This is a genomic window from Bacteroides sp. OM05-10AA (assembly GCF_003439055.1).
GTDB lineage: Bacteria > Bacteroidota > Bacteroidia > Bacteroidales > Bacteroidaceae > Bacteroides > Bacteroides intestinigallinarum.
The window spans coordinates 127061-152909 of record NZ_QSUR01000009.1; the positions used below are offsets into that span (position 1 = coordinate 127061).

The following is a 25849-nucleotide window of genomic DNA, read 5'->3' on the forward strand; positions in this document are numbered from 1 at the left end:
AAAATCAAGATACGACGATCATGAAAGCAAAATACGCCTTAATAGCTTTACTGGCAATCACCTTTTGGGGTTGTGATGACAACACTGCCGGACTGGGATTGGGAATGTTTCCGGGAAGCGACCAAAATATCAATGGACAATTAAGAACATATCCTGTAACAACAAGTTCTGTGCCTGCCGGACGAATTTATGCTAAAACAAATATTGGATATGTAGGTAAATTCACAGATAGTCAATTCGGTACTTATCAGGCGGGATTCTTGTCTACACTGAATTGTCCGGAAGGATTGACTTTTCCTGGATTGTATAACAATACTGCTTTCGGTAATAATAATAAGATTACCAATACAATGGTAGAAAAAGCTTCTGATTCTGATGATATCGTATTGATTCATAAGGACCCAAATGATGAAAGTAGCGAAGTAATAGGCAACATCCACACTGTCGAACTTTATTTATGGTACAACAGCTATTTTGGAGATTCATTGACTGCTTGTCGTCTAAGTGTCTATGAGTTAGAGAAAGAATTAGAAAAAGCGGAAAATAAAGATTATTACTATACCGACATTAACCCAGATGAGTTTTATAAAGAGAGTGATATTTTAGGAAGTAAAGCATATACAGCTGTTGACCTCTCTGTTAAAGACTCTATTCGTAACTCAGACACTTATGTTCCAAGTGTACATCTTACTTTTGAGAAGTCTATTGCTGAAAGAGTAGGAGGAAATATATTAAGAGAATTCAGAAAAGCTCAAGATAAAGGTGCTAAATTTGATAATAAAGAATTCTTTAAAGCATTCAAGGGACTATATGTAAGGAGCGATTTTGGAGACGGAACAGTATTATATGTCAATCAAGTCCAAATGAATGTAGTATATAAATGTTATGCTATTGATAGTATAAAAGGAACGCCACATCTAACACATGACGGAAAAGACTCAACCTATTATGCTTATCGCGTCTTTAACTCTACACGTGAAGTCATTCAAGCTAATCGGCTCGACAATGACAGCAAAATTGACGACCTAATTGAAAATGATAAGAGTTGTACATACCTGAAAACTCCTGCCGGAATTTTCACAGAAGCAGTTCTGCCTATTAGCAAGATCAATGAAGAATTATATGGAGACACATTAAATGCCGTCAAATTAACATTCTCCAATTACAATCAATCAAGCAATAGTAGCAATTTCGGAATGTCTGCACCAGCTAATGTAATGCTGATACGGGAAAAAGAGAAAGACAGGTTCTTTGCAAAAAACCAGTTAAATGATGGAGTTTCCTCTTTCTTAACTTCTCATTCCACCAGTACCAACCAATATACTTTCAATAATATCACTGGGCTTATCAATGCGTGTGTAAACGACAGAAAAGCTGCCGAAAGAGACATCAATGAAAAAGGCGAGGTTAAGTATACAGTGTATAATACAGATACAGGTATTGATGAACCCAAATCGACTAATAAGATCACAGAATGGGAAGAAGATACCAAATGGGATAGAGTCGTATTAATTCCGGTTCTGGTAACTTACGACTCTTCAAGTAGTAATAATTATTATGGTACTTCCAGCAATATTATTGGTATCCAACATGACCTGCGCCCCGGATATGTAAAATTAAAAGGAGGACAAGACGGTGGAGCACTAAATTTGGAAGTTGTTTATACCAGTTTTACCAAACCATAGGATAAAGACTAAACATACAAATTAGTCCTAGACTAAACAGTAATAAATAAAGAGGGTGCCATTCAATGTGAAGTGGACCCTCTTTATTTATGTATTATGTATTCAATGAATATCCTTTATTGTAAACAAAGGTAAAAGTTACCAAATCCCCCGCTAATCAAGCCGTTAAATACAACACAATCGAATATAATAAAACTTCAGCAGACCTATATAGAATAAAGCAGGCATATCCAAAAAAACCGTGAGTTTGATTTTATCTCACTCACGGTTCCATATATGATAAATTCTTATACTCCTTATTTAGCAGCAGCCTTTTTAGCTTTACCTGTAGCCTTCTTCGGCTCCGCAACTGCTTTCTTAACTTCAGCTTTCTTTGCAGCAGGTTTTGATTTAGCAACAGCTTTTTCTTTTATTACCGGTTCTTTAGCATCAGCAGCCTTTTTGACTGTCGTTTTCTTTGCCGCTTCTGCTTTTGCCTGCCATTTAGCCACTTCTTTTTCTAACTCGGTAATCTCATCCCCCTGGTTCTTAATTGTAGTCAACAAAGAATTTAATTCTTCGCTGTCTACATCAGCAGGATATAGTGCATCTACCCGTTTGATAAAGTCACCCAGAATATTCATATAATTGGTGAAAGCATCATAAGGAGAATCATAGATTCCGCGATTCAACCACATACCATTATTCTTCGTTGTCATGAAACGGAAGTTATTGCTAGCCTGCAAATAATCCCAATCCTGCTTGATACGACGGTCGTCACACAAATGAACACGTTCAGCTACACTATACAATTTATTGAAAGCCTCGCGTTGCATAACATTACCTAGCCAACAACTAGTATCTCTTTCCTCATCAACCCATGACATCGGATATGCGACATCAAGCTGTGACACCGATTTCAGTTTCGTTACAATTTCTGTCGGTGTAGAGAAAGTGATTCCCTTAGCCTTTGCACATTCCGGCAACGCTTTCAAGAATTCAAGAATATTAGAAGACAATGGTTGAGCCATACCAAGCGAGCTCAATTCCATGAAGATATTAATCACTTGTTCCTCTTGCGGCAATACATCAATCCAATTAATATACTTATCGGCAAACAAAGGATATTCAGCCCAATCCGAATTGGAGAAGCGCAAGCTGATGTCGTCAGAAAGTTTGAAATCCCTCAACAAAAGCTTAAGACTGGGAGCTTGATTACAGTGATAAACATAATGCGGACTCTTCCATCCCAAGATATGTTTAGCCCCTTCCGTCAACATCCCCTTGAAACCCATAGAAGCTACCAAGCCACCAATTTCATCAGAATAAATCAGACTAGAGTTGCGGAACACTTTCGGTTCTTTACCAAACATCTGTTTCATCTTATCACGTTGACGAAGCACTTCTTCGCGGAAGCAATCTTCGTTGGCAAGTGAAGACAAACCATGTGAATAAGGTTCACACAAAAACTCACAACATCCTGTTTCATTCAACTGGTGCAATAAATCAATGACTGCCGGAGCATGAATTTCCAATTGTTCCAAGGCTACCCCCGAGATAGAAAGCGCTACTTTAAAAGCACCACCCGAGTTTTTCACCATCTCAATTAAAGCATTGAGAGCAGGAATATACGAACGTTCAGCAACCTCATTCATACCCGTTTCATTCGCATAGTCATCGTAATAATAATGGTCATTACCAATATCGAAGAAACGATAACGTTTCAAATGGATAATTTGATGTATTTCAAAATAAAGACAGATAGTTCTCATTTTTATTTATTGTTTTGTTATTTACCATAGTTTCTTAACACAGCCTCATAGAGAGCACGGATTCTCAAGCCGACTTTCTCCCAAGTAATCCCATCTACTTCCTTCTTTCCCTCTTCCTTGAGGTATTCGAAAAGAGACGGATTAGTACAAAGAGAATGGATAGCGTCAGCCATTGCATGAATATCCCAGTAGTCAGTTTTTATCACCTTATCAAGAATCTCGCCACACCCCGACTGCTTAGAAATAATGGAAGGTGTTCCACACTGCATGGCCTCCAATGGAGCAATACCGAAAGGTTCAGAGACAGACGGCATGACAAATACATCACTGTTCTTATAAACCTCATATACCTGCTTACCTTTCATAAAACCCGGGAAATGGAATCGGTCAGCAATACCGCGTTCAGCCACCAGGTTAATCATAGCATTCAACATATCGCCCGAGCCAGCCATGACGAAACGAATATTACGAGTACGACGCAACACAAGTGCAGCAGCTTCTACAAAATATTCCGGTCCTTTCTGCATTGTAATACGTCCGAGGAAAGTGACCACCTTTTCTTTTGAATGATCGGGACGTGGAATGTCCAACAGCTCCTGCGACAATGGATAAACAGCATTATGCATCGCAAATACTTTTCTGGGGTCCTGATGATACTCGTTAATAACAGTGCGGCGAGTCAACTCGGATACGCACATGATACAATCAGCATGATCCATACCATTCTTCTCAATCGAATAAACAGTAGGATTGACTTTGCCACGAGAACGGTCAAAATCAGTAGCATGCACATGGATACAAAGCGGCTTTCCACTTACCATCTTGGCATGTACGCCGGCAGGGTAAGTCAGCCAGTCATGAGCATGAATAATATCAAACTCCTGCTGACGAGCCACTACTCCGGCAATGATCGAGAAATTGTTAATTTCTTCGTGTAAGTTCCCGGGATAACCACCTGCAAACTCCATACATCCCAAATCATTCACATGCATATAAGAAAAATCGGCATAGATGTGATCACGGAAAGAATAATACTCCTCTGGTGTCATTTCCAACAAGCGGGACTTCAAGTAGTCGTAGTTGACATCACGCCATACGATGGGTACTTGATTCATACCGATTATTTTCAAGAACTTTTCTTCTTCACCGCTCGGTTTAGGCATACAGAAAATCGTCTCCATATCACCTTGCAGACTCAATCCTTTAGTTATTCCATAAGAAGCAACCGCAAGACCACCATATATTTTGGGAGGGAATTCCCATCCAAACATTAAAACTTTCATCTTCGTTCCTCCTTTTTTAATAATACTTAGACAGTAGCTTTAAGACACGCAGTATTTCTGCTACATTCATCGCAAACGATACTGCACCGCGTCCTTTGAAAGGCGGGTTCCCATCGAATAGCTCGGGAATGGAACCAACACAGTGGCTTGTCATCTCGTCATCATAGCTAATCAGTTGGCGTTCAATGAATGACAATCCGCTCATCTTATAAATTCGAAGATAAGCTTCCAGATAGAATCCCATCAACCAAGGCCAGGCCGTTCCCTGATGATAAGCATAATCGCGTTGTATCTGCGGACCTACATAGTTCGGATTATATCCGCCACTCTTAGGACTCAACGAACGAATCCCTTTCGGAGTGAGCAGCTCTTTGGTCACAATATCAAGCACCTGTTTCTTTTGTGCACGATCCAAAGGAGAATAATCAAACGCTACGGTAAATATCATGTTAGGACGTACACTCCAATCCATCATATTACCGTCTACATAATCAAGCAGATAACCATATTCGTTACGGAATACCTCGACAAAAGACTTTCCGGTTACTTCTGCCTGCGCATCGAGTTCATCCGCCAAGTATACATCTCCTCCTTCGCGCACCAAATCAGCTATAAAACGCAACGCATTATACCACAATGCATTAAATTCAACAATATACCCCGTACGAGGAATCACCGGATGTCCGTTCACCGTAGAATTCATCCATGTAATCGCCTTATCCGTACCGTTGGCAAAAAGTAATCCATTATCATGCAAGAAAAGATTCTCATGTTTCCGCTGACGAATAAACTCCATTATATCCTTCAGGAGTTCTCCGTATTTCTGACGACATTGCTCACGGGAAGTTTCTTTTGCATATTGCTGCAAAGCCCAGACAGCCCAAAGCAAAACGTCAGGATGCTCCATTTCATAAATCTTGTAGCCTACTGGTTCTTCATTTATAAAATTGCGAATTGCCTCTTCCGCCGTTTTCATCACATCCTCAAACTGATCGACCTCATCGAGCGCAAGCGTCAGTCCCGGCAGGGCAATGAACATATCACGTGCACGACATTTAAACCACGGATAACCGGCAAGAATATAATGTTCGTCTTCCTGCTGGTTATGGAACTGATGAGCGGAATTCTTCAGACAGTGGTAAAAACTATCACGCGGGGTACGATCAGCCACTTCAGCCTCAAATGTCTGTTTCAATCTACGGGGAGTCACTTCTGAAGTTCCGGCAGAGAATACAATGCTCTCCCCTTTCTTTATATCCACCTCAAAATAACCGGGAACATAAAGGTCTTCATTGAAGTCATACCCACGCTCTTGTTCTTTCGGGTATTCAATCCCCCGATACCAGTCAGGCATGAAATGAAACTCACACTTTTTATTCAACTGCATATATAGTTCCGGATATCCGGGATACATACAGGTTTTAATACCATTTTCCACAAGTTGATACTCGCGGCTTGCCTGCGCATTTTCATGTGTGTACTCACGTACACTCCTGAAAGCGAGGAACGGGCGGAAGCGCAAAGTCGTAGCCGAATGCGCATCCAGCAAAGTATAACGAATCAGGATTCTATTTTCATGATGTACAAAGATTTTTTCTTTGCGGAGGATAACACCTCCAACACGGTAAGTTGTTGCCGGGATATGCTCACAATCAAACTCGCGGATATACTTGTGTCCGTTAGGACTAAAGTTGTTTCCCTGATATTTGTGCAATCCCAAGTTAAACTCCGCACCGTGTTGAATTACCGTTTCATCAAGAGAAGATAGCAGCACATGATTTTCATCGTCGATATTGGGAACTGGGATTACCAACAGGCCGTGATATTTGCGTGTGTTACAATCAACAATCGTCGTACAATGATAAGCTCCTGCTTTGTTCGTCCGGAGGATTTCTCTTTGAAGAGACTCTTCCAGATTCGTCATGAGGGTCTTGTCAAATCGTAAATAACTCATAGTTGTGCATTATTAAAGGTTAATTATTGGTCATTATATCGTATATCTATTTATTGTTACATACCGCATATATTGGTTGTAGCATCATATACAACGGGTATAACGCCCAAATGTACAAATTATAGATAAAAACAAAAATAAAAAGGCTTTTTATTTTCAGATTTTGTGCAAATATTCGTAGTATTGCGTAAAATATCTAAAGAAAAGAATGTCATGAAGCAAGATATTCAGCGTATCATGCTGGCTGCAGCAAAGCCTTTGTTTCTTATTTTTATTCTCTATATACTCAAGATTATGGAAGTCGGAATGGACTGGGACTTCTCTCGCTTGGGGGTATATCCTATGGAGAAACGGGGACTGGTAGGTATTTTAACTCACCCGCTGATACATAGCGGATTCAGTCATTTACTGGCAAATACCATTCCTTTATTTTTCTTGTCATGGTGTCTTTTTTACTTTTACCGGGGGATAGCAGGTAAGATTTTTATCCTAATCTGGCTCGGAGGCGGACTGCTTACTTTCCTGATTGGAAAACCGGGATGGCACATTGGTGCCAGCGGATTAATTTACGGACTTGCCTTCTTTCTCTTTTTCAGTGGTATTCTCCGCAAATATGTTCCGCTCATTGCCATCTCTCTACTCGTTACCTTTTTATATGGAGGAATTATATGGCACATGTTTCCTTATTTCTCCCCCACCAATATGTCGTGGGAAGGTCATCTTAGCGGCGGAATTATGGGAACGCTCTGCGCTTTCGTTTTTGTCAATCACGGGCCACAACGACCGGAACCTTTTGCAGATGAAACGGAAGACGAAGAGAATACAGAAGAGACAACAACAGTAGCAGTAGAAGAAGAAAAAGAAGCATTATAAATGCCAACCCGTGCCACCTTATTGTCACAGTTGTGCCATCGAAGTGTCACAGCCGTGCCAATACGATGACACAACTGTGCCAACACGATGGCACAGCCGATACGATAGTATTCCAATCTAATAAGATAATCTAAATACTCATTAAGACCGATGCAGCGCCTCAATCAATAACGTTATATTGGCCGTAAACAATCTTACAGATATAGCCAACAAGATGATACCGAAGAACTTACGAATAATATAAATACCTCCTTTTCCCAGGAAACGTTCTACACGACCGGTCATACTCACAACAAAGTAAACCCAGATCATGTTCAAGACTAAAGCTATAATGATATTAATGCTGGCATATTCCGCCCGGAGCGAAAGCAAAGTGGTAAAAGCTCCGGCACCTGCCAACAGAGGAAAGACAAGCGGCACCAAAGTAGCTTCTTTGATAGGCCCCTGGTTCTTGAAAATCTCAATATCCAGAATCATCTCCAAAGACATGAGGAAAATGACAAATGCGCCGGCTACTGCAAACGATTCAATATCTACATGGAAGAGTTTCAGCATCATATCTCCCGCATAGAAAAATCCGATCAGCAAAGCAAAAGAGATGACAGTAGCTTTCATCGCATTCACATCTTTCCCTTTTTCTTTGAGGTTAATTATAATAGGTATAGAGCCGATAATGTCTATCACGGCAAAAAGTACGATAAACGCACTAATCATCTGCTGCCAATTGAAGCCTGCGAACATAATTCCCTCCTTTTTTTCTGCAAATATACTCTATTTTTATGCATTCAAACAATAAAAAAAACAAAAAGAACGGTCAGATGTTGACAGCAGTATTGTATTATGAGTAAATTTGTACGATTAACAAGAGATTACAACATATGGAAACAATGTTCGACACTTTGCTCCAATTGCCTTTATTTCAAGGTCTTTGTCATGAAGATTTCACAAGTATTCTGGATAAGGTCAAGCTACACTTTATCAAGCATAAAGTGGGAGAAACTATCATAGAGAGTGGTAGTCCGTGTAAACAACTCTGCTTCCTGTTAAAAGGAGAGGTTTCTATCGTCACAAGTTCCAAAGAAAATATATACACCGTCATCGAACAGATGGAAGCACCTTACCTGCTGGAACCACAGTCGTTGTTTGGCATGAATACCAATTACACTTCTGCTTATGTGGCACATACGGAAGCACATACAGTCAGTATCAGCAAAGCATTCGTACTTAGCGACCTGTTCAAATATGAAATATTCCGGCTCAACTACATGAATATTGTCAGTAACCGGGCACAAAACCTTTATTCCCGTTTATGGGAAGAGCCGACACAGGATTTAAAAGAGAAAATCATTCGCTTTTTCCTGTTACATTGTGAAAAGACACAGGGAGAAAAGATATTCAAAGTAAAAATGGACGACCTTGCCCACTACTTAGATGATACCCGATTGAATACATCGAAAGCACTCAACGAGCTACAAGACAAAGGACTATTAGAGTTACGCCGGAAAGAGATTCTTATTCCGGACGCACAGAAGCTGGTAAGCGAGTAGATACGGACTGACCAATCAAAAAAAGAAACTATCCATCATAAAAATAGCCTCAACGGAAATTCCTGTTGAGGCTATTTTTATGATGGATAATGTTATTATTCCCATTCAATGGTTGCTGGTGGCTTGGAACTGATATCATAGGTTACACGGTTCACTCCTTTCACCTTATTAATAATATCATTCGACACCTTACCCATAAATTCATAAGGTAAATGTGCCCAGTCGGCTGTCATAGCATCTGTAGATGTCACAGCACGCAAAGCAACCGCTCTTTCATAAGTACGTTCATCTCCCATTACGCCCACAGACTGTACCGGCAACAAGATAACTCCTGCCTGCCATACTTTATCATACAATCCCCAGTCACGCAATCCCTGGATAAAAATATCGTCAGCATCCTGCAGAATACGTACTTTTTCAGGAGTAATATCTCCCAGAATACGCACTGCCAGTCCCGGCCCCGGGAACGGATGACGGGTAATCAGATGCTCCGGCATACCCAGCTCACGACCTACCCGGCGCACTTCATCCTTAAATAACAAACGAAGTGGTTCACACAACTTCAGATTCATCTTTTCAGGAAGACCGCCTACATTATGATGGCTCTTTATCACTGTACCCGTAATAGACAATGACTCGATACAATCCGGATAAATAGTACCCTGAGCCAGCCATTTCACGTCTTTTATCTTGTGAGCCTCCACATCAAATACATCGATGAAGCCCTTACCTATAATCTTACGCTTACTTTCCGGTTCAGCCACACCAGCCAGTTCTGCGAAGAACTTTGCGCTGGCATCAACACCAATCACATTCAGACCGAGACACTCGTAATCCTTCATCACATTCTTGAACTCATTCTTACGCAGCATACCGTGATCTACAAAGATACAAGTCAAGTTCTTACCGATAGCCTTGTTTAACAACACTGCTGCAACTGAAGAATCAACTCCGCCACTCAAACCGAGAACGACTTTATCATCCCCCAACTGCGCTTTCAGCTCGGCAACCGTACTTTCAATGAAAGAAGCCGGCGACCAGTCTTGTTTGCAACCGCAAACATCTACCACAAAGTTCTTCAGGATTTGAGTTCCGTCTTCACTATGGAATACTTCCGGATGGAATTGAACACCCCACACTTGCTCACCTTCTACCTGATAAGCAGCAATCTCTACTTTATCTGTTGAAGCTATTTTTTTGAAATTATCAGGAATAGCAGTAATCGTATCTCCATGACTCATCCATACCTGCGAACCATCACGTACTCCTTTAAACAGCACATTATCTTTGCAAAATGAAGCCAAGTGGGCACGTCCATATTCGCGTGTTCCGGCCGGTTCCACTTTTCCGCCATTGGTGTATGACATAAATTGTGCACCATAACAAATACCCAATATTGGATATTTACCACGAATTTCACTCAAATCTACTTTAAAAGCATCTTTATCGTAAACCGAGAAAGGACTTCCGGAGAGAATAACTCCTTTAATAGTTGGGTCTTCCTTAGGAAATTTGTTATAAGGAACAATTTCACAATACGTATCCAATTCACGTACACGACGGCCTATGAGCTGTGTTGTCTGCGAACCGAAATCAAGAATTATTATTTTTTCCTGCATATCAATGGTTGGATTTTGAATAAATTGAGTTGCAAAAGTAGAAAAAAGTACGCAATCTATATTAATAATGAAGAGAAAAATAAAGGAGATTCTCTAGTTTACACCTGGAATCTCCTCTATTTTAAGTTAGAATCAACTATTCTTTTCTTTCAGCAAGTCACGTATCTCCGTCAACAAAACTTCCTCTTTCGTTGGTGCAGGAGGAGCAGGAGGAGTTGCCGCAACTTCCGCCTGTTTTTTAGTAGTCAATTTCGTTATCAAACGTATAAATAAGAATATAGCGAAAGCGATAATTAAAAAATCAAAGGTAGCCTGCAAAAACTGGCCGTAATCCAGTGTTACAGCCGGAGCTACCTCCTTGCCGTCGGCACCGACCTCCGCCGCTTTCATCACCCATTTCAAATCCGTAAAGTTCACACCGCCAACCAGTAAACCAATCGGAGGCATGATAACATTAGCAACCAATGATGATACGATTTTTCCAAATGCACCACCAATAACAACACCGACAGCCATATCAATGACGTTGCCTTTCATGGCAAACGCCTTAAAGTCCTGTAAAAATGTGCTCTTTCCCATCTTTTTTCAATATTTAATGTGAATTTAATATGCGAATATAAAAACATTTTTGTAATTTTGCACCGCATTTGAAAATAAAACAAGTGCGGAGGCTGAGAGATATTTGAACAAATATTATAAAACCCTTAAAAGTTTAAACAAAATGATTAAAGTAGGTATTAATGGATTCGGACGTATCGGACGTTTCGTTTTCCGCGCTGCAATGGAGAGAAACGATATTCAAATCGTAGGTATCAATGACCTTTGCCCGGTTGATTACTTGGCTTACATGCTGAAGTATGACACAATGCACGGACAGTTCAACGGTACTATCGAAGCTGATGTTGAAAACAGCAAATTGATCGTTAACGGTCAAGCTATCCGTATCACAGCTGAAAGAAATCCGGCTGATTTGAAATGGGATGCTGTAGGTGCAGAATACGTTGTTGAATCTACAGGTTTGTTCTTGAGCAAAGACAAAGCTCAGGCTCACATCGAAGCTGGTGCAAAATATGTTGTAATGTCAGCTCCTTCTAAAGATGACACTCCGATGTTCGTTTGCGGTGTAAACGAAAAAACATATGTAAAAGGTACTCAATTCGTATCTAACGCTTCTTGTACTACTAACTGTTTGGCTCCTATCGCTAAAGTATTGAACGACAAGTTCGGTATCCTTGACGGTTTGATGACTACAGTTCACTCTACAACTGCTACTCAGAAAACAGTTGACGGTCCTTCTATGAAAGACTGGAGAGGTGGTCGTGCTGCTTCTGGCAACATCATCCCTTCTTCTACTGGTGCTGCTAAGGCTGTAGGTAAAGTAATCCCTTCATTGAACGGCAAATTGACTGGTATGTCTATGCGTGTTCCGACTTTGGACGTATCTGTAGTTGACTTGACAGTTAACTTGGCTAAACCGGCTACTTACGCTGAAATCTGCGCTGCAATGAAAGAAGCTTCTGAAGGCGAATTGAAAGGTATCCTGGGTTACACTGAAGATGCAGTAGTTTCTTCTGACTTCTTGGGTGACGCTCGTACTTCTATCTTCGACGCTAAAGCTGGTATCGCTTTGACTGATACTTTCGTTAAAGTTGTATCTTGGTATGACAACGAAATCGGTTACTCTAACAAAGTTCTTGACTTGATCGCTCACATGGCATCAGTTAACGCTTAATTAGAAGCCTGAACAATATAGAAACCGCTGCGGGAAACCGTAGCGGTTTTTTTATACATTTCATTTTATATATTGTTAAAAAGCAACGTGTTATCCGTTGAATAAGCTACAATTTTAGTAGCTTTGTACCTCTATGGAGAGATTATTAATAACATTGATACTAGTTTGCACTATGAACAATATAACAAATGCCCAGAATCCTTTCTACGGGCAATACCATACGCCACACGAAACCGTGCCGTTTGACCGGATTGAAACAGAACATTATGAACCTGCTATTCTGGAAGGAATCAGGTTGCAAAATGCTGAAATAGAAGCTATCATACAGAATCCGGAAAAGGCTGATTTTACCAATACAATAGAAGCTTTCGACGAATCCGGAGAATTACTGGATAGAGTAGTAGCCGTCTTCGGTAATATGCTAAGCGCAGAAACGAATGACGATCTGCAAGAGCTGGCTCAAAAGATTATGCCGTTGCTTAGTGAACACAGCAACAATATCACACTGAACGAAAAGTTATTCGCACGTGTGAAAGAAGTGTATAACCAGAAAGAGGCTTTGCAGCTGACACAGGAACAAAAACAGTTACTGGAAAATGCATATAACAGTTTTGTACGCCATGGCGCCAACTTGGAAGGAGAAGCACGGGAAGAATACCGTCGCCTGACTACCGAATTGAGTAAACTGACTCTAACTTTCAGTGAAAACAACCTGAAAGAGACGAATGCTTATCAAATGCTGTTAACAAAAAAAGAAAGCCTTGCCGGACTACCCGAAATTATCATAGAAGCAGCTGCAGAAACAGCTAAGAGCGAAGGTAAAGAAGGATGGGCATTCACGCTTCACGCTCCGAGCTATGTTCCTTTCATGACGTACTCCGACAATCGGGATTTACGTCAAAAGCTGTATATGGCTTATAATACCAAATGTACACACGATAACGAATTCAATAATATCGACATTGTAAAAAAGATAGCCAATACACGCATGAAAATAGCCCAGTTACTGGGATACAAAGATTATGCGGAATATACGCTAAAGAAAAGAATGGCTGAAAACAGCAAGTCGGTATACAAGCTGCTCAACCAACTGTTGGAAGCATACACTCCTACTGCACAGCAAGAATATAAAGAGATACAAGAACTGGCTCGTGAAGAACAGGGAGCTGATTTCGTTGTCATGCCTTGGGACTGGAGTTATTATTCAAACAAACTGAAAGACAAAAAATTCAATATCAACGAAGAAATGCTTCGCCCTTACTTCGAACTGGAACAAGTGAAGAAAGGAGTATTCGGCCTGGCAGAAAAGTTATATGGAATCACTTTCCGGAAAAATACAGAAATTCCGGTTTACCATAAAGAGGTAGAAGCCTTTGAAGTGTTTGATAAAGACGGCAAATTCTTAGCCGTCCTATACACCGATTTCCATCCGCGTCCGGGAAAGCGTGCCGGAGCCTGGATGACGAGCTACAAAGACCAATGGATCGATAAAAAGACTGGTGAAAACAGCCGTCCTCATGTATCCGTTGTGATGAACTTCACCAAGCCAACCGAGAATAAGCCCGCTTTATTGACTTTCAATGAGGTAGAAACATTCTTGCATGAGTTTGGACATAGCCTGCACGGTATGTTTGCCAATTCCACTTACAGGAGTTTAAGTGGAACCAATGTATATTGGGATTTCGTGGAACTCCCCTCACAAATTATGGAGAATTTCGCCATAGAGAAAGATTTCCTCAATACCTTTGCCCGTCATTATCAGACGGGAGAAGTTTTGCCGGATGAATTAATAAGACGTCTTGTAGATGCATCAAACTTCAATATTGCTTATGCTTGCCTGAGACAAATCAGCTTCGGTCTACTTGATATGGCATGGTATACGCGTAACACTCCTTTTGAAGGAGATGTGAAAGCTTATGAACAGGAAGCCTGGAAGGATGCGCAAATATTGCCGGTAGTACAAGAAGCTTGCATGAGTACGCAGTTCTCCCACATCTTTGCCGGTGGGTATGCCGCCGGATACTATAGCTACAAATGGGCGGAAGTATTGGATGCTGACGCTTTTTCATTATTCAAGCAAAAAGGGATATTCAATCAGGAAGTGGCAGACTCATTCCGCAATCATATTCTGTCGAAAGGAGGAACGGAACATCCGATGGTACTTTATAAACGTTTCCGCGGACAGGAACCGAGCATTGATGCTTTGCTAATCAGAAATGGGATAAAGAAATAAGTATTAAGTATGAAGGTATTAAGTATGAAGAGAAGTATATTTCAAATAGTAGGATTGCTTTTATTGCTTCCTTTATTTTCAGGATGTAATGATTCGGACGATGTAGCTGCTATCTTTACAGGAAAAACCTGGAAACTAAATTATATCACAGTAGATGGAGGTCATGAGATGTTTGGCTTTTGGGAGAATGAAGAACAAGAAAAAGCAAGTATTAAAGAACTTAATAAGAACGGTACATACAACATCGTATTTGATGGCACAGTAGATGGAGACGTTATTAACGGAAATATAAAAGGAAGTGTAATTGCAACCAGTACTTTTGAAGGAAAATGGAATGCCAATGCCAAGAATAACGGTTTTAAAGCTACCGTTACCACTGCTGGTAATTATGGTGACGACAAACTTGCCAGAAATTTCATAGAGGGACTTAATGCAGCTACATCTTACGAAGGAGACAGCAATAACTTATACCTTTTATACAAACCGGCATCCGGTAAACAAACTTTCCGTATGGTTTTCCGGGTAGTCAGCAATAAATAGTAAACAACATGGACACTGAAAAAAAACAATTAGAACTTGACAAACGTTATATACGTATGGCCAGTATATGGGCTGAAAACTCCTATTGTCAACGCCGTAAAGTAGGAGCTTTAATTGTTAAGGATAAAATGATTATCTCTGATGGATATAACGGAACACCTTCCGGATTCGAGAATGTATGTGAAGATGAAAACAACCTGACAAAACCATACGTTCTGCATGCGGAAGCCAATGCCATTACCAAAATAGCGCGTTCAAATAACAGTAGCGACGGTGCTACCATGTACGTCACCGCCTCTCCTTGCATCGAATGTGCAAAGTTAATCATACAGGCAGGAATCAAACGGGTAGTTTATTCCGAGCATTACCGCCTGGAAGATGGAATAGAGTTATTAAAACGGGCGGGAATCGAAGTTATCTACACAGAGTTAGATGATAATTCCTCTCCAAATAAATAAGAAGACGAACGTTTTAAAAAAGGAATAGACATGAGTACAAAAAACTCTTCACGTTTTACACCTGTCATCATAGCAGTCAGTGTGGTAGTCGGGATTCTTATCGGCACATTTTATGCCAAGCATTTTGCCGGCAACCGTTTGGGTATTATCAATGGCTCCTCCAATAAGCTAAACGCCTTGTTACGCATTGTAGACGATCAATATGTCGACACCGTAAACATGGCCGATTTGGTAGAAAAAGCCATGCCGCAAATTCTAGCCGAACTGGATCCGCATTCAACTTATATCCCAGCCCAAAATCTCGAAGAAGTCAACTCTGAACTGGAAGGCAGCTTCAGCGGAATTGGCATCCAGTTTACCATACAGAATGACACCATTCATGTCAATGCTGTTGTTCAGGGAGGTCCTTCTGAAAAGATAGGATTAATGGCGGGCGACCGCATTGTTACTGTAGACGATAGCTTGTTTGTCGGCAAGAAAGTAACGAACGAACGGGCTATGCGCACCTTGAAAGGTCCGAAAGGCTCACAGGTAAAATTGGGAATCAAACGAACAGGAGAAAAGGACTTATTACACTTCAACATCACACGTGGAGACATTCCTCAAAATACCGTAGATGCTGCTTACATGGTGAACGACGATATCGGTTATGTGAAAGTCAGCAAATTCGGACGTACCAGCCATGTAGAATTGCTTAATGCATTAGCACAACTCAACCACAAAAAATGCAAAGGTCTAATCATTGACCTGCGCGGTAATACCGGAGGATATATGGAAGCTGCTATCCGCATGGTAAATGAATTCTTGCCTGAAGGTAAGCTGATCGTATATACTCAAGGCCGTAAATATCCACGTGCAGAAGAATTTGCCAACGGTACGGGTAGTTGTCAGAAAATGCCGCTCGTTGTATTGATTGACGAAGGTTCTGCTTCCGCCAGTGAAATTTTCACCGGAGCTATTCAAGATAACGACCGGGGTACAGTTGTAGGACGCCGTTCTTTCGGTAAGGGACTTGTGCAACAGCCTATCGATTTCAGTGACGGATCGGCTATCCGCCTGACAATCGCCCGCTACTACACCCCATCCGGACGTTGCATCCAACGCCCATACGAAAGCGGTAAAGACCGTAACTACGAGCTGGATTTATACACCCGTTACGAACATGGAGAATTTTTCTCACGTGATAGTATCAAGCAGAATGAGAGCGAACGTTATAATACCAGCTTGGGACGTACTGTGTATGGCGGCGGTGGTATCATGCCGGATATATTCGTTCCGCAGGATACAACGGGAGTCACTTCTTATCTATCGACAGTTATTAACCGGGGACTGACTATTCAGTTCACATTCCAATACACCGACAATAACCGGAAGAAGTTAAGCCAATACGAAACTGAGGAAGAATTACTAAACTATCTTCGTCATCAAGGTTTGGTGGAACAGTTTGTCCGTTTTGCCGACAGTAAAGGAGTGAAAAGAAGAAATATCCTCATTCAGAAATCATACAAACTATTGGAAAAGAACCTCTTTGGCAACATCATCTACAATATGCTTGGACTGGAAGCCTATCTCCAATACTTCAACAAAACAGATGCTACTGTCATTAAAGGTATTGAGATACTTGAAAAAGGAGAAGCTTTCCCCAAAGCTCCGGTAGCCGTTGAAGAAGAAGTGACGAAGGATAAAAAAGATGGAAAGAAAAAAAGAACTGCGCAAGCATATAGCATTACTGAAGACCCAACACGCGGATTCAACTATGCGAAAGCTGCAATCAGCTAATATACTTGCCGCCCTTGAAGCCCATCCGGCTTTCAGGGCGGCAAATACTGTATTACTATACCATTCGCTGAATGACGAAGTAGATACACATGCCTTTATTCAAAAATGGAGTAGCGAAAAACGGATTCTACTCCCTGTAGTAGTAGGCGATGATTTAGAACTACGGATATACACCGGACCGGAAGACATGTCAATCAGCGGCATCTACGGTATAGCAGAACCAACCGGAGAAATATTCACAGACTATGCAGCCATAGAGTTCATCGTCGTTCCCGGAGTAGCTTTCGATGCTAAAGGTAACCGTTTGGGGCGGGGAAAAGGATATTATGACCGTCTCCTGCCACGCATACCATCAGCCTATAAAGCAGGAATCTGTTTCCCATTTCAATTAGTAGAAGAAGTTCCGGCGGAATCATTCGACATCCGCATGGATATAATCATAACAATCAATGAAGACGAATTATCACACCCACACCACCCGCTGCCATCATGCGACAGGGAGTGACGAAGAATTTGTTTTAAGTGCCATCAAAGGCGGCTATCAAGAATTAGGCTTTTCTGACCACACTCCGTGGAAATATCACACTGATTATATATCCGACATCCGGATGCTTCCCGAAGAGTTACCGGGATATGTGGAAAGTATCCGTTCGCTGCAAGAGAAATATAAAAATCAAATCAGCATAAAAATAGGATTGGAATGCGAATACTTTCCTGAATACATACACTGGTTAAAAGGAATCATCAAAGAATATAAACTGGACTATATCATCTTTGGAAATCACCATTTTCACACAGATGAGAAGTTCCCCTACTTCGGCCGGAATACAGATTCGGTAGACATGCTCGAACTCTATGAAGAGAGTGCTATTGAAGGAATGGAAAGCGGACTATTTGCCTACCTTGCCCATCCGGATTTATTTATGCGTTCTTACCCCGAGTTCGATCGTCATTGTAAGCTAGTCAGCAGACATATCTGCCGGACGGCAGTACGGTTAAACTTACCGTTGGAATATAATATCGGATATGAAGAGTACAATGATATTCATGGCATTACTACCATTCCTCATCCGGATTTCTGGAAAATAGCCGCCCATGAAGGTTGCACCGCTATCATCGGCGTAGATGCCCATAACAATCAATATTTGGAAAATCCTTTTTATTACAACCGTGCAACCGAAACACTCCGGAAGCTAGGTATAAAGGTTATAGACAGAATATCTTTCTTCAACGAAAAATAATATTTGTAATTACGGTAGCTCCGACTCTCTGATTCAGCGTGCGCACCAATACCTCACGCCCCATCATCAATTCCTGACGAAGAGCTGCGGAAGTCAGATGTACATATAATGTCTGATTACGAATATAAAGATTGCTGGTATAAGCCGCCGCCGGTCCCAAGATTTGAGGCCAGGCATCCAGCAGTCTTTGTTCGTTCAGCGGAGATTCCAAACTCTCCTGACGAAGAAACTGTTGAATCAGTTTTCCTATTTGTTCGGCATCATTGCGCTTCATTATCAGCCTCCGTTTCTTGAATTGTGCCCTCTTCTACACGAAATATTTTATAATCGCTGCCTACCTTATGTAAAATACGGTCGAGATGTCCCCGGTTCGTGTCCGTTATAAATATCTGCCCGAAATTGTCTCCAGCCACCAGCTTCACTATTTGCTCTACACGGGAAGCATCCAACTTATCGAAAATATCATCTAATAATAATAAAGGAACAGTCCGGCCGGTACGCTTCAAGAAATCAAACTGCGCCAGTTTCAATGCTACCAGATACGTTTTGTTCTGTCCCTGCGAACCTTCTTTCTTTATCGGGAATTCACCCAACAACATATTCAACTCATCTTTATGAATCCCACGCAAAGAGAATCCCATTATCTTATCCCTCTCCCTGCTTTGCTTCAACACTTCCAACAAAGAAGCATCCCGCGCATGAGACTCATAAGATAATCCCACCACCTCTTTATCCTGCGAGATAAAGGAATAGAAAGATTGGAAAATAGGAATAAACTCCCGGATAAACGCTTCACGTTTCTGGAATACGATTGCACCGGCTTGCGCCATCATCTCCTCCCACACAAGAAACAGCTCCTCCTCCACCGGAAACTCACTCTTCAACAATGTGTTACGCTGCGCCAATGCTTTATTATACCGTATCAGCGCTTCAAGATATTCCTTATCATACTGCGAAATCACTACATCCATAAACCGGCGACGCTCCTCACTTCCCCCGGCTATCAATTCGGAATCGGCAGGTGAAACCATCACCAAAGGCAGAAAACCGATGTGGTCCGAAAAACGGCTATATTCTTTCTTATTCCGCTTAAATTGTTTCTTCGAACGGCGTTTCATCCCACAATAAATCTCTTCAGGAGTTCCGTCCTCCGCTTCATAAAAGCCCTGAATTACGAAAAAGTCTTGTTCATGACGAATATTTTGAGAATCAATCGGGTTTCCGGAGCTCTTACAGAAAGACAAGAAATACACCGCATCCAGCAAATTCGTCTTTCCCATTCCATTCAGTCCGAAAAAACAATTCAGCTTAGCAGAGAATCCCAGTTCTACCTCTTCCAGATTCTTATAGTTTAATATGGATATTCGTTTCAGTATCATTGTGTACACGTTAATTTGTTCACAAAAGTAGCAAGATTTTCGTGGTTTTCGGGTGTAAAACAAAAAAAGATGCTTCTAAATTTCGTTTGTAGATATAAAAAAACTACTTTTGCGAGTCGAAATATCAAACTGTGAATAATAACAAAAAGAATCATATAAAATGGCAGAACAAAAGAATCAGAACGAACATCTGAACGTAGAAGATGCACTGACACAATCGGAAGCATTTCTTATCAAGTACAAAAACGCAATTATTGGCGGTGTTGTTGCTGTGATTATTATTGTAGCAGGTTTTATCATGTACAAAAACCTCTATGCTGAACCACGTGAAGAAAAAGCACAGGCAGCTCTTTTCAAAGGACAGGAATACTTTGAACAGGATGCTTTTGAACAGGCTTTGAACGGTGACAGCATCGGTTATACAGGTTTCCTGAAAGTTGCTGATGACTACAGCGGAACAAAAGCTGCCAATTTGGCAAAAGCTTATGCTGGTATTTGCTACGCACAACTTGGCAAATATGAAGAAGCAGTGAAGATGCTGGACAGCTTCAATGGAAAAGACCAAATGGTTGCTCCGGCAATTTTGGGTGCTGCAGGTAACTGCTACGCACAACTTGGCCAATTAGACAAAGCGGCTTCTACTTTATTGTCGGCAGCAGACAAAGCTGACAACAACACATTAAGCCCGATCTTCCTGATACAAGCTGGTGAAATCCTGGTAAAACAGGGAAAATATGACGATGCTGTAAACGCTTACACTAAGATCAAGGATAAATATTTCCAATCTTATCAGGCTATGGACATCGACAAATATATCGAGCAAGCTAAATTGATGAAAAAATAATATACCATCTATTATATAAGGGAATCGAGGCACGGATTACACCGGATTAAGCGGACTATCTATTAAAACCGTGGAATCCGTGAAATCCGTGCCTTTCTTCTTAAATCTCTCATACTCTCAAATCTTCATTTTATAATTCTCAACTTTTAATTAACTATGGCAACAGCTTACCATAACTTATCCGAATATGATTTCAATTCCGTTCCGAATGCAGAAGCAATGAAATTTGGTATCGTCGTATCCGAATGGAATTTCAATATTACCGGTGCTTTACTGAAAGGCGCAGTCGATACATTAAAAAAACATGGAGCAAAAGACGAAAATATTCTGGTGAAAACTGTACCGGGAAGTTTCGAACTTACTTTTGGAGCTAACCAAATGATGGAAAATTGCGATCTTGATGCAATTATTGCAATTGGTTGCGTAATTAAAGGAGATACCCCACATTTTGATTATGTTTGCATGGGAGCAACCCAAGGAATTACCGAATTAAACGCAACTGGCGATATACCAGTTATTTACGGATTAATTACCACAAATACAATGGAGCAAGCAGAGGATCGTGCCGGTGGCAAACTGGGTAACAAAGGAGATGAATGTGCAATTACTGCAATAAAAATGATCGATTTTGTTTGGAGTTTAAATAAATAGTTGTATCTTTGCACCGCAATTGAGAAACAAACCTCCTCAAAAGCAAAAAAGGGCAAATACCAGAGTGGCCAAATGGGGCAGACTGTAAATCTGCTGTCTTTCGACTTCGGTGGTTCGAATCCATCTTTGCCCACAAAAATTGCGGAAGTAGCTCAGTTGATAGAGCATTAGCCTTCCAAGCTGAGGGTCGCGGGTTTGAGCCCCGTCTTCCGCTCTCCAAAGAGAATCTGAGAAATTAGATTCTCTTTTTTTGTTTTACTTTAGACCGCTAAGCTTATGAAAAATTCTCCGGTACAATCGCACGTACTCCGACTAGCACATCCCCCTATCCCCACTATCCGCATCGGGATTATAGGACTGGGCAATCGAGGATTGCTCACCTTACAACGTTATCTGCAAATTGAAGGAGTAGAAATCAAAGCTCTTTGTGAAATAAGAGAAGGAAATCTAAGTAAGGCCCAACAACTATTAAAAGAAGCTGACCGTTCCGAAGCCACCGGATATACCGGAGTGGAGGGATGGAAGAAGATGTGCGAATCGGATGAAGTAGATTTAATATTCATCTGCACCGACTGGTTAATGCATACTCCAATGGCAACTTTCGCAATGGAATGCAATAAACATGTAGCTATTGAAGTTCCGGCTGCTATGAGCGTGGAAGAATGTTGGCAATTGGTAGACACTGCAGAAAAAACCAGGCGACACTGCATCATGCTCGAAAATTGTTGTTATGATCCCTTTGCACTAATGACTCTCAACATGGCCCAACGAGGATTGTTCGGAGAAATCATGCATGTAGAAGGAGCCTACATTCACGATCTTCGTTCAATGTACTTTGCCGAAGAGAGCGAAGGCGGCTATCACAACCATTGGGGAAAAAGATACAGCATCGAACATACAGGCAATCCTTATCCCACTCATGGGTTAGGCCCCGCCTGCCAGATACTGGATATTCATCGCAGTGACAGAATGGAATATCTCGTTTCCATGTCTACTCATCAGGCAGGAATGAGCGAGTATGCCCGTAGACTATTCGGCGAATATTCACCGGAAGCCCACCAGAAATATCAATTGGGAGACGTAAACACGACTCTTATCCACACGCTCAAAGGGAAGACAATCATGCTTCAATACGACATATCCACCCCACGTCCTTACAGCCGCCTTCAAACAGTATGCGGCACACTGGGATTCGCCCAAAAATACCCTGTCCCCTGTATCGCCCTGGATCCTAATGGAGACACTCCACTTGAAGGAGAACTGCTAGAAAAAAATGATGGCACGCTATAAACATCCTTTTAGCGCAACCATTGGCGAAGAAGCACATCGCAGAGGCCTACCCAATGAAATGAATTATGTTATGGATTACCGCCTTATTCATTGTCTGCGCAACGGGCTTCCACTGGATATGGATGTATACGATGCAGCCGAATGGTCGTGTATCACAGAACTAAGTGAAAAATCTGTACTGAATAAGAGCATAGCAGTAGAAATACCGGATTTCACCAGGGGAGCCTGGAAAAAATACAAATACTAGGTTCTATCAGAAGTACAGACGAAGTAGATAGTTTACCCCAACAGGAGTAGTAAACGTTAAGCAATTCTAAAAAGGTGACTTCTTTTTAGGAAGAGCCTTTTTATGGCATGTCTTTTATATGTATTTGACATCACATAAGCCTACACAAAATCAGGTAAAAAAAGTCAGACTCATCTTTTACCTCATAATAGAAACTTTTGTGATGAAAATATCGGGAACAAATACAAATAGTTGGCTAATTAATTACTATTTTTGACACGTAAATGAAAAACATCGAATAACCCCTATTAAAAACTTTAAAATATGATGAAGAAACTATTTACAGTCACTGCCATCGGCTTGGCTTTGTTAACTTGGCACACCAGTTGTACTCAACAACCAAAGGCTCCCGAAGCCTTTACTCCTATCAAAGTAGAAACTCCTGCCCGCCCTGCCGGACAAGAAGATGTAATCCAACTCGTTACTCCTAAAATTGATACCGTTCGTGTCGGTTTCATCGGATTAGGAATGCGTGGTCCCGGTGCCGTGGCACGTTGGACCCATATCCCGGGAACTAAGATTGTAGCATTATGCGACCTGCTTCCCGAACGTGTTGAAAAATCACAAGAAATTTTGAAGAATGCCGGACTTCCTGAAGCTGCTTCTTACAGTGGTTCGGAAGAGGCATGGAAGCAACTTTGTGAACGGGACGATATTGATCTGGTATACATAGCCACCGACTGGAAACATCATGCAGCAATGGGTGTTTATGCCATGGAACACGGTAAGCATGTAGCTATCGAAGTTCCTGCCGCCATGACACTGGATGAAATCTGGCAGCTAATCAATACTTCCGAAAAGACACGTAAGCATTGTATGCAGCTCGAAAACTGCGTATATGACTTCTTTGAACTGACTTCTTTAAATATGGCACAACAAGGCGTATTCGGAGAAGTACTTCATGTAGAAGGTTCATATATCCACAATCTGGAAGATTTCTGGCCTGAATACTGGAATAACTGGCGAATGGATTATAATCATCTACACCGTGGTGATGTATATGCTACCCATGGCATGGGCCCTGCTTGTCAGGTACTTAATATCCACCGTGGCGACCGCATGAAAACATTGGTATCGATGGATACGAAAGCTGTCAACGGACCGGCTTATATTAAGAAACAAACAGGAGAAGAGGTGACCGACTTCCAGAATGGTGACCAGACTTCTACCCTGATTCGCACAGAGAACGGTAAAACAATGTTGATTCAGCACAACGTAATGACTCCACGCCCATACAGCCGTATGTATCAGATAGTGGGAGCCGATGGTTACGCAAGCAAATATCCGATTGAAGAATATTGCCTGAGACCTTCACAAGTTGATTCAAAAGATGTGCCTAATCATGAGAATCTGAATGCACATGGTTCTGTACCTGAAAACGTAAAAAAAGCCTTGATGGATAAATATAAAGATCCTATTCATATAGAGTTGGAAGAAACAGCCAAGAAAGTAGGTGGACATGGTGGTATGGACTTTATCATGGACTACCGTCTGGCATATTGCTTGCAGAATGGACTACCATTGGATATAGACGTTTATGACCTGGCAGAATGGTGTTGCATGGCTGAACTTACCAGACTTTCTATCGAGAACAATTCAGCTCCGGTAGAAGTACCCGACTTCACTCGCGGCGGATGGAATAAAGTACAAGGCTACCGTCACGCTTTTGCAAAATAAAACAGAATATTTCCTTTTAGCACGAGCATAATGAACCAATCCGGCTTCTCCCCCAAAGCCGGATTATTCATGGGTTCGTGTTTGAACATTTTATAGATTATCATAATCACGTTTATGAAAACAGCTATTCCAAAGCCTTCTAAGCAAAGCATTATCCGTGAAGCCAGAGATTATGTAATGATTGCCATCGGCATGATTTTGTATGGTATCGGTTGGACCGTTTTTCTGTTGCCTAACGATATCACCACCGGGGGAGTACCGGGTATTGCTTCTATCGTATATTGGGCCACAGGTTTTCCGGTACAATATACGTACTTCAGCATCAACTTCTTCTTGCTGCTACTAGCCCTCAAGTTGCTGGGACTAAAGTTTTGCATCAAAACTATTTTTGGTGTATTTACCCTCACCTTCTTTCTGTCCGTCATTCAAAAATTGACAGCAGGTTTCGGGCTTCTCCACGACCAGCCCTTTATGGCATGTGTCATCGGAGCATCCTTCTGTGGAGGCGGCATAGGTGTTGCTTTTTCGGCTAATGGAAGTACGGGAGGTACAGATATTATTGCAGCCATCATCAACAAATACCGGGACATCACATTAGGAAGAGTCGTGCTCATCTGCGATATGATTATCATTTCTTCCAGTTATTTTGTCTTAAAAGACTGGGAAAAAGTGGTGTATGGGTTTGTAACTCTTTATATTTGTAGTTTCGTTCTCGACCAGGTAGTGAATAGCGCCCGCCAATCCGTACAGTTCTTTATCATATCTAACAAATATGAAGAAATTGGACGGCATATTAACGAATATCCGCACCGGGGAGTAACGATTATCAATGCAACCGGCTTTTATACAGGACGAGAAGTAAAGATGATGTTTGTATTAGCCAAGAAAAGGGAATCGCCTATCATCTTCCGGTTGATAAAAGACATAGACCCGAATGCATTTGTATCGCAAAGTGCTGTCATCGGAGTGTATGGAGAAGGATTCGATCATATCAAAGTAAAATAAAAAAGAAATGAAAAACCAATAT

Annotated in this window: 22 protein-coding genes, 2 tRNA genes and 1 pseudogene; 17 read left to right on the plus strand and 8 right to left on the minus strand. The window is 41.3% G+C overall.

Annotated elements, in window-relative coordinates; translation table 11 throughout:
- Positions 1-20: 20 nt before the first annotated feature.
- Positions 21-1685 (plus strand): DUF4270 domain-containing protein, encoded by a 1665-nt coding sequence (locus DXB58_RS09010; RefSeq protein WP_122136590.1) that lies wholly within the window; start codon positions 21-23, stop codon positions 1683-1685.
- Positions 1686-1981: 296 nt separating this feature from the next.
- On the opposite strand, the gene DXB58_RS09015 is transcribed toward DXB58_RS09010, so the two are convergent.
- The 3 genes from DXB58_RS09015 to DXB58_RS09025 are packed head-to-tail and all read right to left on the minus strand — an operon-like array spanning position 1982 to position 6673.
- A complete protein-coding gene (locus DXB58_RS09015; protein WP_122136591.1) occupies positions 1982-3436 on the minus strand; it encodes a glycoside hydrolase family 57 protein in 1455 nt (484 codons plus the stop codon).
- A 17-nt stretch (positions 3437-3453) separates the two neighbouring features.
- A complete protein-coding gene (locus DXB58_RS09020; RefSeq protein ID WP_004301784.1) occupies positions 3454-4719 on the minus strand; it encodes a glycosyltransferase family 4 protein in 1266 nt (421 codons plus the stop codon).
- 16 nt (positions 4720-4735) lie between these two features.
- Entirely contained in the window at positions 4736-6673 is a 1938-nt protein-coding gene (locus DXB58_RS09025; protein WP_122136592.1) for a glycogen debranching enzyme N-terminal domain-containing protein, read from the minus strand.
- A gap of 213 nt (positions 6674-6886) precedes the next feature.
- Between DXB58_RS09025 and DXB58_RS09030 the strand changes: the two genes are divergently transcribed.
- Entirely contained in the window at positions 6887-7546 is a 660-nt protein-coding gene (locus tag DXB58_RS09030; RefSeq protein WP_122136593.1) for a rhomboid family intramembrane serine protease, read from the plus strand.
- Between the two features lie 141 nt (positions 7547-7687).
- Here DXB58_RS09030 and DXB58_RS09035 read toward each other — a convergent pair whose 3' ends face one another.
- Positions 7688-8287, minus strand: coding sequence for a MarC family protein (locus tag DXB58_RS09035; RefSeq protein WP_008650877.1), 600 nt, complete (start codon positions 8285-8287; stop codon positions 7688-7690).
- Between the two features lie 137 nt (positions 8288-8424).
- Between DXB58_RS09035 and DXB58_RS09040 the strand changes: the two genes are divergently transcribed.
- Positions 8425-9093 carry a Crp/Fnr family transcriptional regulator gene (locus DXB58_RS09040; RefSeq protein ID WP_122136594.1) on the plus strand — a complete coding sequence of 223 codons (669 nt, stop codon included), beginning with the start codon at positions 8425-8427 and terminating at the stop codon, positions 9091-9093.
- A gap of 95 nt (positions 9094-9188) precedes the next feature.
- Here the strand turns inward: DXB58_RS09040 and guaA are convergent, their stop codons facing one another.
- Complete coding sequence (gene guaA, locus DXB58_RS09045; protein ID WP_004301779.1) at positions 9189-10712, minus strand: glutamine-hydrolyzing GMP synthase; 1524 nt, start codon at positions 10710-10712, stop codon at positions 9189-9191.
- A 132-nt stretch (positions 10713-10844) separates the two neighbouring features.
- Positions 10845-11291 carry a large-conductance mechanosensitive channel protein MscL gene (gene mscL / locus DXB58_RS09050; RefSeq protein ID WP_122136595.1) on the minus strand — a complete coding sequence of 149 codons (447 nt, stop codon included), beginning with the start codon at positions 11289-11291 and terminating at the stop codon, positions 10845-10847.
- 142 nt (positions 11292-11433) lie between these two features.
- Here mscL and gap point away from each other — a divergent pair, with 142 nt between their 5' ends.
- From gap to DXB58_RS09085, 7 genes are all read left to right on the plus strand, one after another.
- The gene (gap, locus tag DXB58_RS09055) at positions 11434-12444 is read left to right on the plus strand and encodes a type I glyceraldehyde-3-phosphate dehydrogenase (protein WP_122136596.1); all 1011 of its coding nucleotides are present in this window, start codon (positions 11434-11436) and stop codon (positions 12442-12444) included.
- 172 nt (positions 12445-12616) lie between these two features.
- Complete coding sequence (locus DXB58_RS09060) at positions 12617-14677, plus strand: M3 family metallopeptidase (RefSeq protein ID WP_122136597.1); 2061 nt, start codon at positions 12617-12619, stop codon at positions 14675-14677.
- Positions 14678-14701: 24 nt separating this feature from the next.
- A complete protein-coding gene (locus tag DXB58_RS09065; protein WP_122136649.1) occupies positions 14702-15217 on the plus strand; it encodes a DUF4847 family protein in 516 nt (171 codons plus the stop codon).
- Positions 15218-15225: 8 nt separating this feature from the next.
- Positions 15226-15675, plus strand: coding sequence for a dCMP deaminase family protein (locus tag DXB58_RS09070; RefSeq protein WP_004301773.1), 450 nt, complete (start codon positions 15226-15228; stop codon positions 15673-15675).
- Positions 15676-15705: 30 nt separating this feature from the next.
- Entirely contained in the window at positions 15706-17454 is a 1749-nt protein-coding gene (locus DXB58_RS09075) for a S41 family peptidase (protein WP_004301772.1), read from the plus strand.
- A complete protein-coding gene (locus DXB58_RS09080; RefSeq protein ID WP_004301771.1) occupies positions 17432-17959 on the plus strand; it encodes a 5-formyltetrahydrofolate cyclo-ligase in 528 nt (175 codons plus the stop codon). The genes DXB58_RS09075 and DXB58_RS09080 overlap by 23 nt, the downstream gene beginning before the upstream one ends.
- A complete protein-coding gene (locus tag DXB58_RS09085) occupies positions 17904-18695 on the plus strand; it encodes a histidinol-phosphatase (RefSeq protein ID WP_004320889.1) in 792 nt (263 codons plus the stop codon). Before DXB58_RS09080 ends, DXB58_RS09085 begins: the two co-directional genes overlap by 56 nt.
- On the opposite strand, the gene DXB58_RS09090 is transcribed toward DXB58_RS09085, so the two are convergent.
- Both DXB58_RS09090 and DXB58_RS09095 read right to left on the minus strand, forming a co-directional pair.
- Positions 18682-18969 (minus strand): DUF721 domain-containing protein, encoded by a 288-nt coding sequence (locus DXB58_RS09090; protein WP_004301769.1) that lies wholly within the window; start codon positions 18967-18969, stop codon positions 18682-18684. The two genes, DXB58_RS09085 and DXB58_RS09090, sit on opposite strands and share 14 nt — an antisense overlap.
- Positions 18956-20074 (minus strand): DNA replication/repair protein RecF, encoded by a 1119-nt coding sequence (locus DXB58_RS09095; protein ID WP_032855812.1) that lies wholly within the window; start codon positions 20072-20074, stop codon positions 18956-18958. Before DXB58_RS09095 ends, DXB58_RS09090 begins: the two co-directional genes overlap by 14 nt.
- Before the next feature lie 160 nt (positions 20075-20234).
- On the opposite strand from DXB58_RS09095, the gene DXB58_RS09100 reads away from it, so the two are divergent.
- From DXB58_RS09100 to DXB58_RS09130, 7 genes and pseudogenes are all read left to right on the plus strand, one after another.
- Positions 20235-20918 carry a tetratricopeptide repeat protein gene (locus tag DXB58_RS09100; RefSeq protein ID WP_004301767.1) on the plus strand — a complete coding sequence of 228 codons (684 nt, stop codon included), beginning with the start codon at positions 20235-20237 and terminating at the stop codon, positions 20916-20918.
- 156 nt (positions 20919-21074) lie between these two features.
- Complete coding sequence (ribH, locus tag DXB58_RS09105) at positions 21075-21569, plus strand: 6,7-dimethyl-8-ribityllumazine synthase (protein ID WP_004301766.1); 495 nt, start codon at positions 21075-21077, stop codon at positions 21567-21569.
- Between the two features lie 50 nt (positions 21570-21619).
- Positions 21620-21702 (plus strand) — tRNA-Tyr (locus tag DXB58_RS09110).
- A gap of 8 nt (positions 21703-21710) precedes the next feature.
- A tRNA-Gly gene (locus tag DXB58_RS09115) sits at positions 21711-21783 on the plus strand.
- 62 nt (positions 21784-21845) lie between these two features.
- Positions 21846-23106 (plus strand): annotated as a pseudogene (locus DXB58_RS09120) (Gfo/Idh/MocA family protein).
- A 306-nt stretch (positions 23107-23412) separates the two neighbouring features.
- Entirely contained in the window at positions 23413-24822 is a 1410-nt protein-coding gene (locus DXB58_RS09125) for a Gfo/Idh/MocA family protein (RefSeq protein ID WP_122136650.1), read from the plus strand.
- A gap of 114 nt (positions 24823-24936) precedes the next feature.
- A complete protein-coding gene (locus DXB58_RS09130; RefSeq protein WP_004301761.1) occupies positions 24937-25827 on the plus strand; it encodes a YitT family protein in 891 nt (296 codons plus the stop codon).
- Positions 25828-25849: the final 22 nt, after the last annotated feature.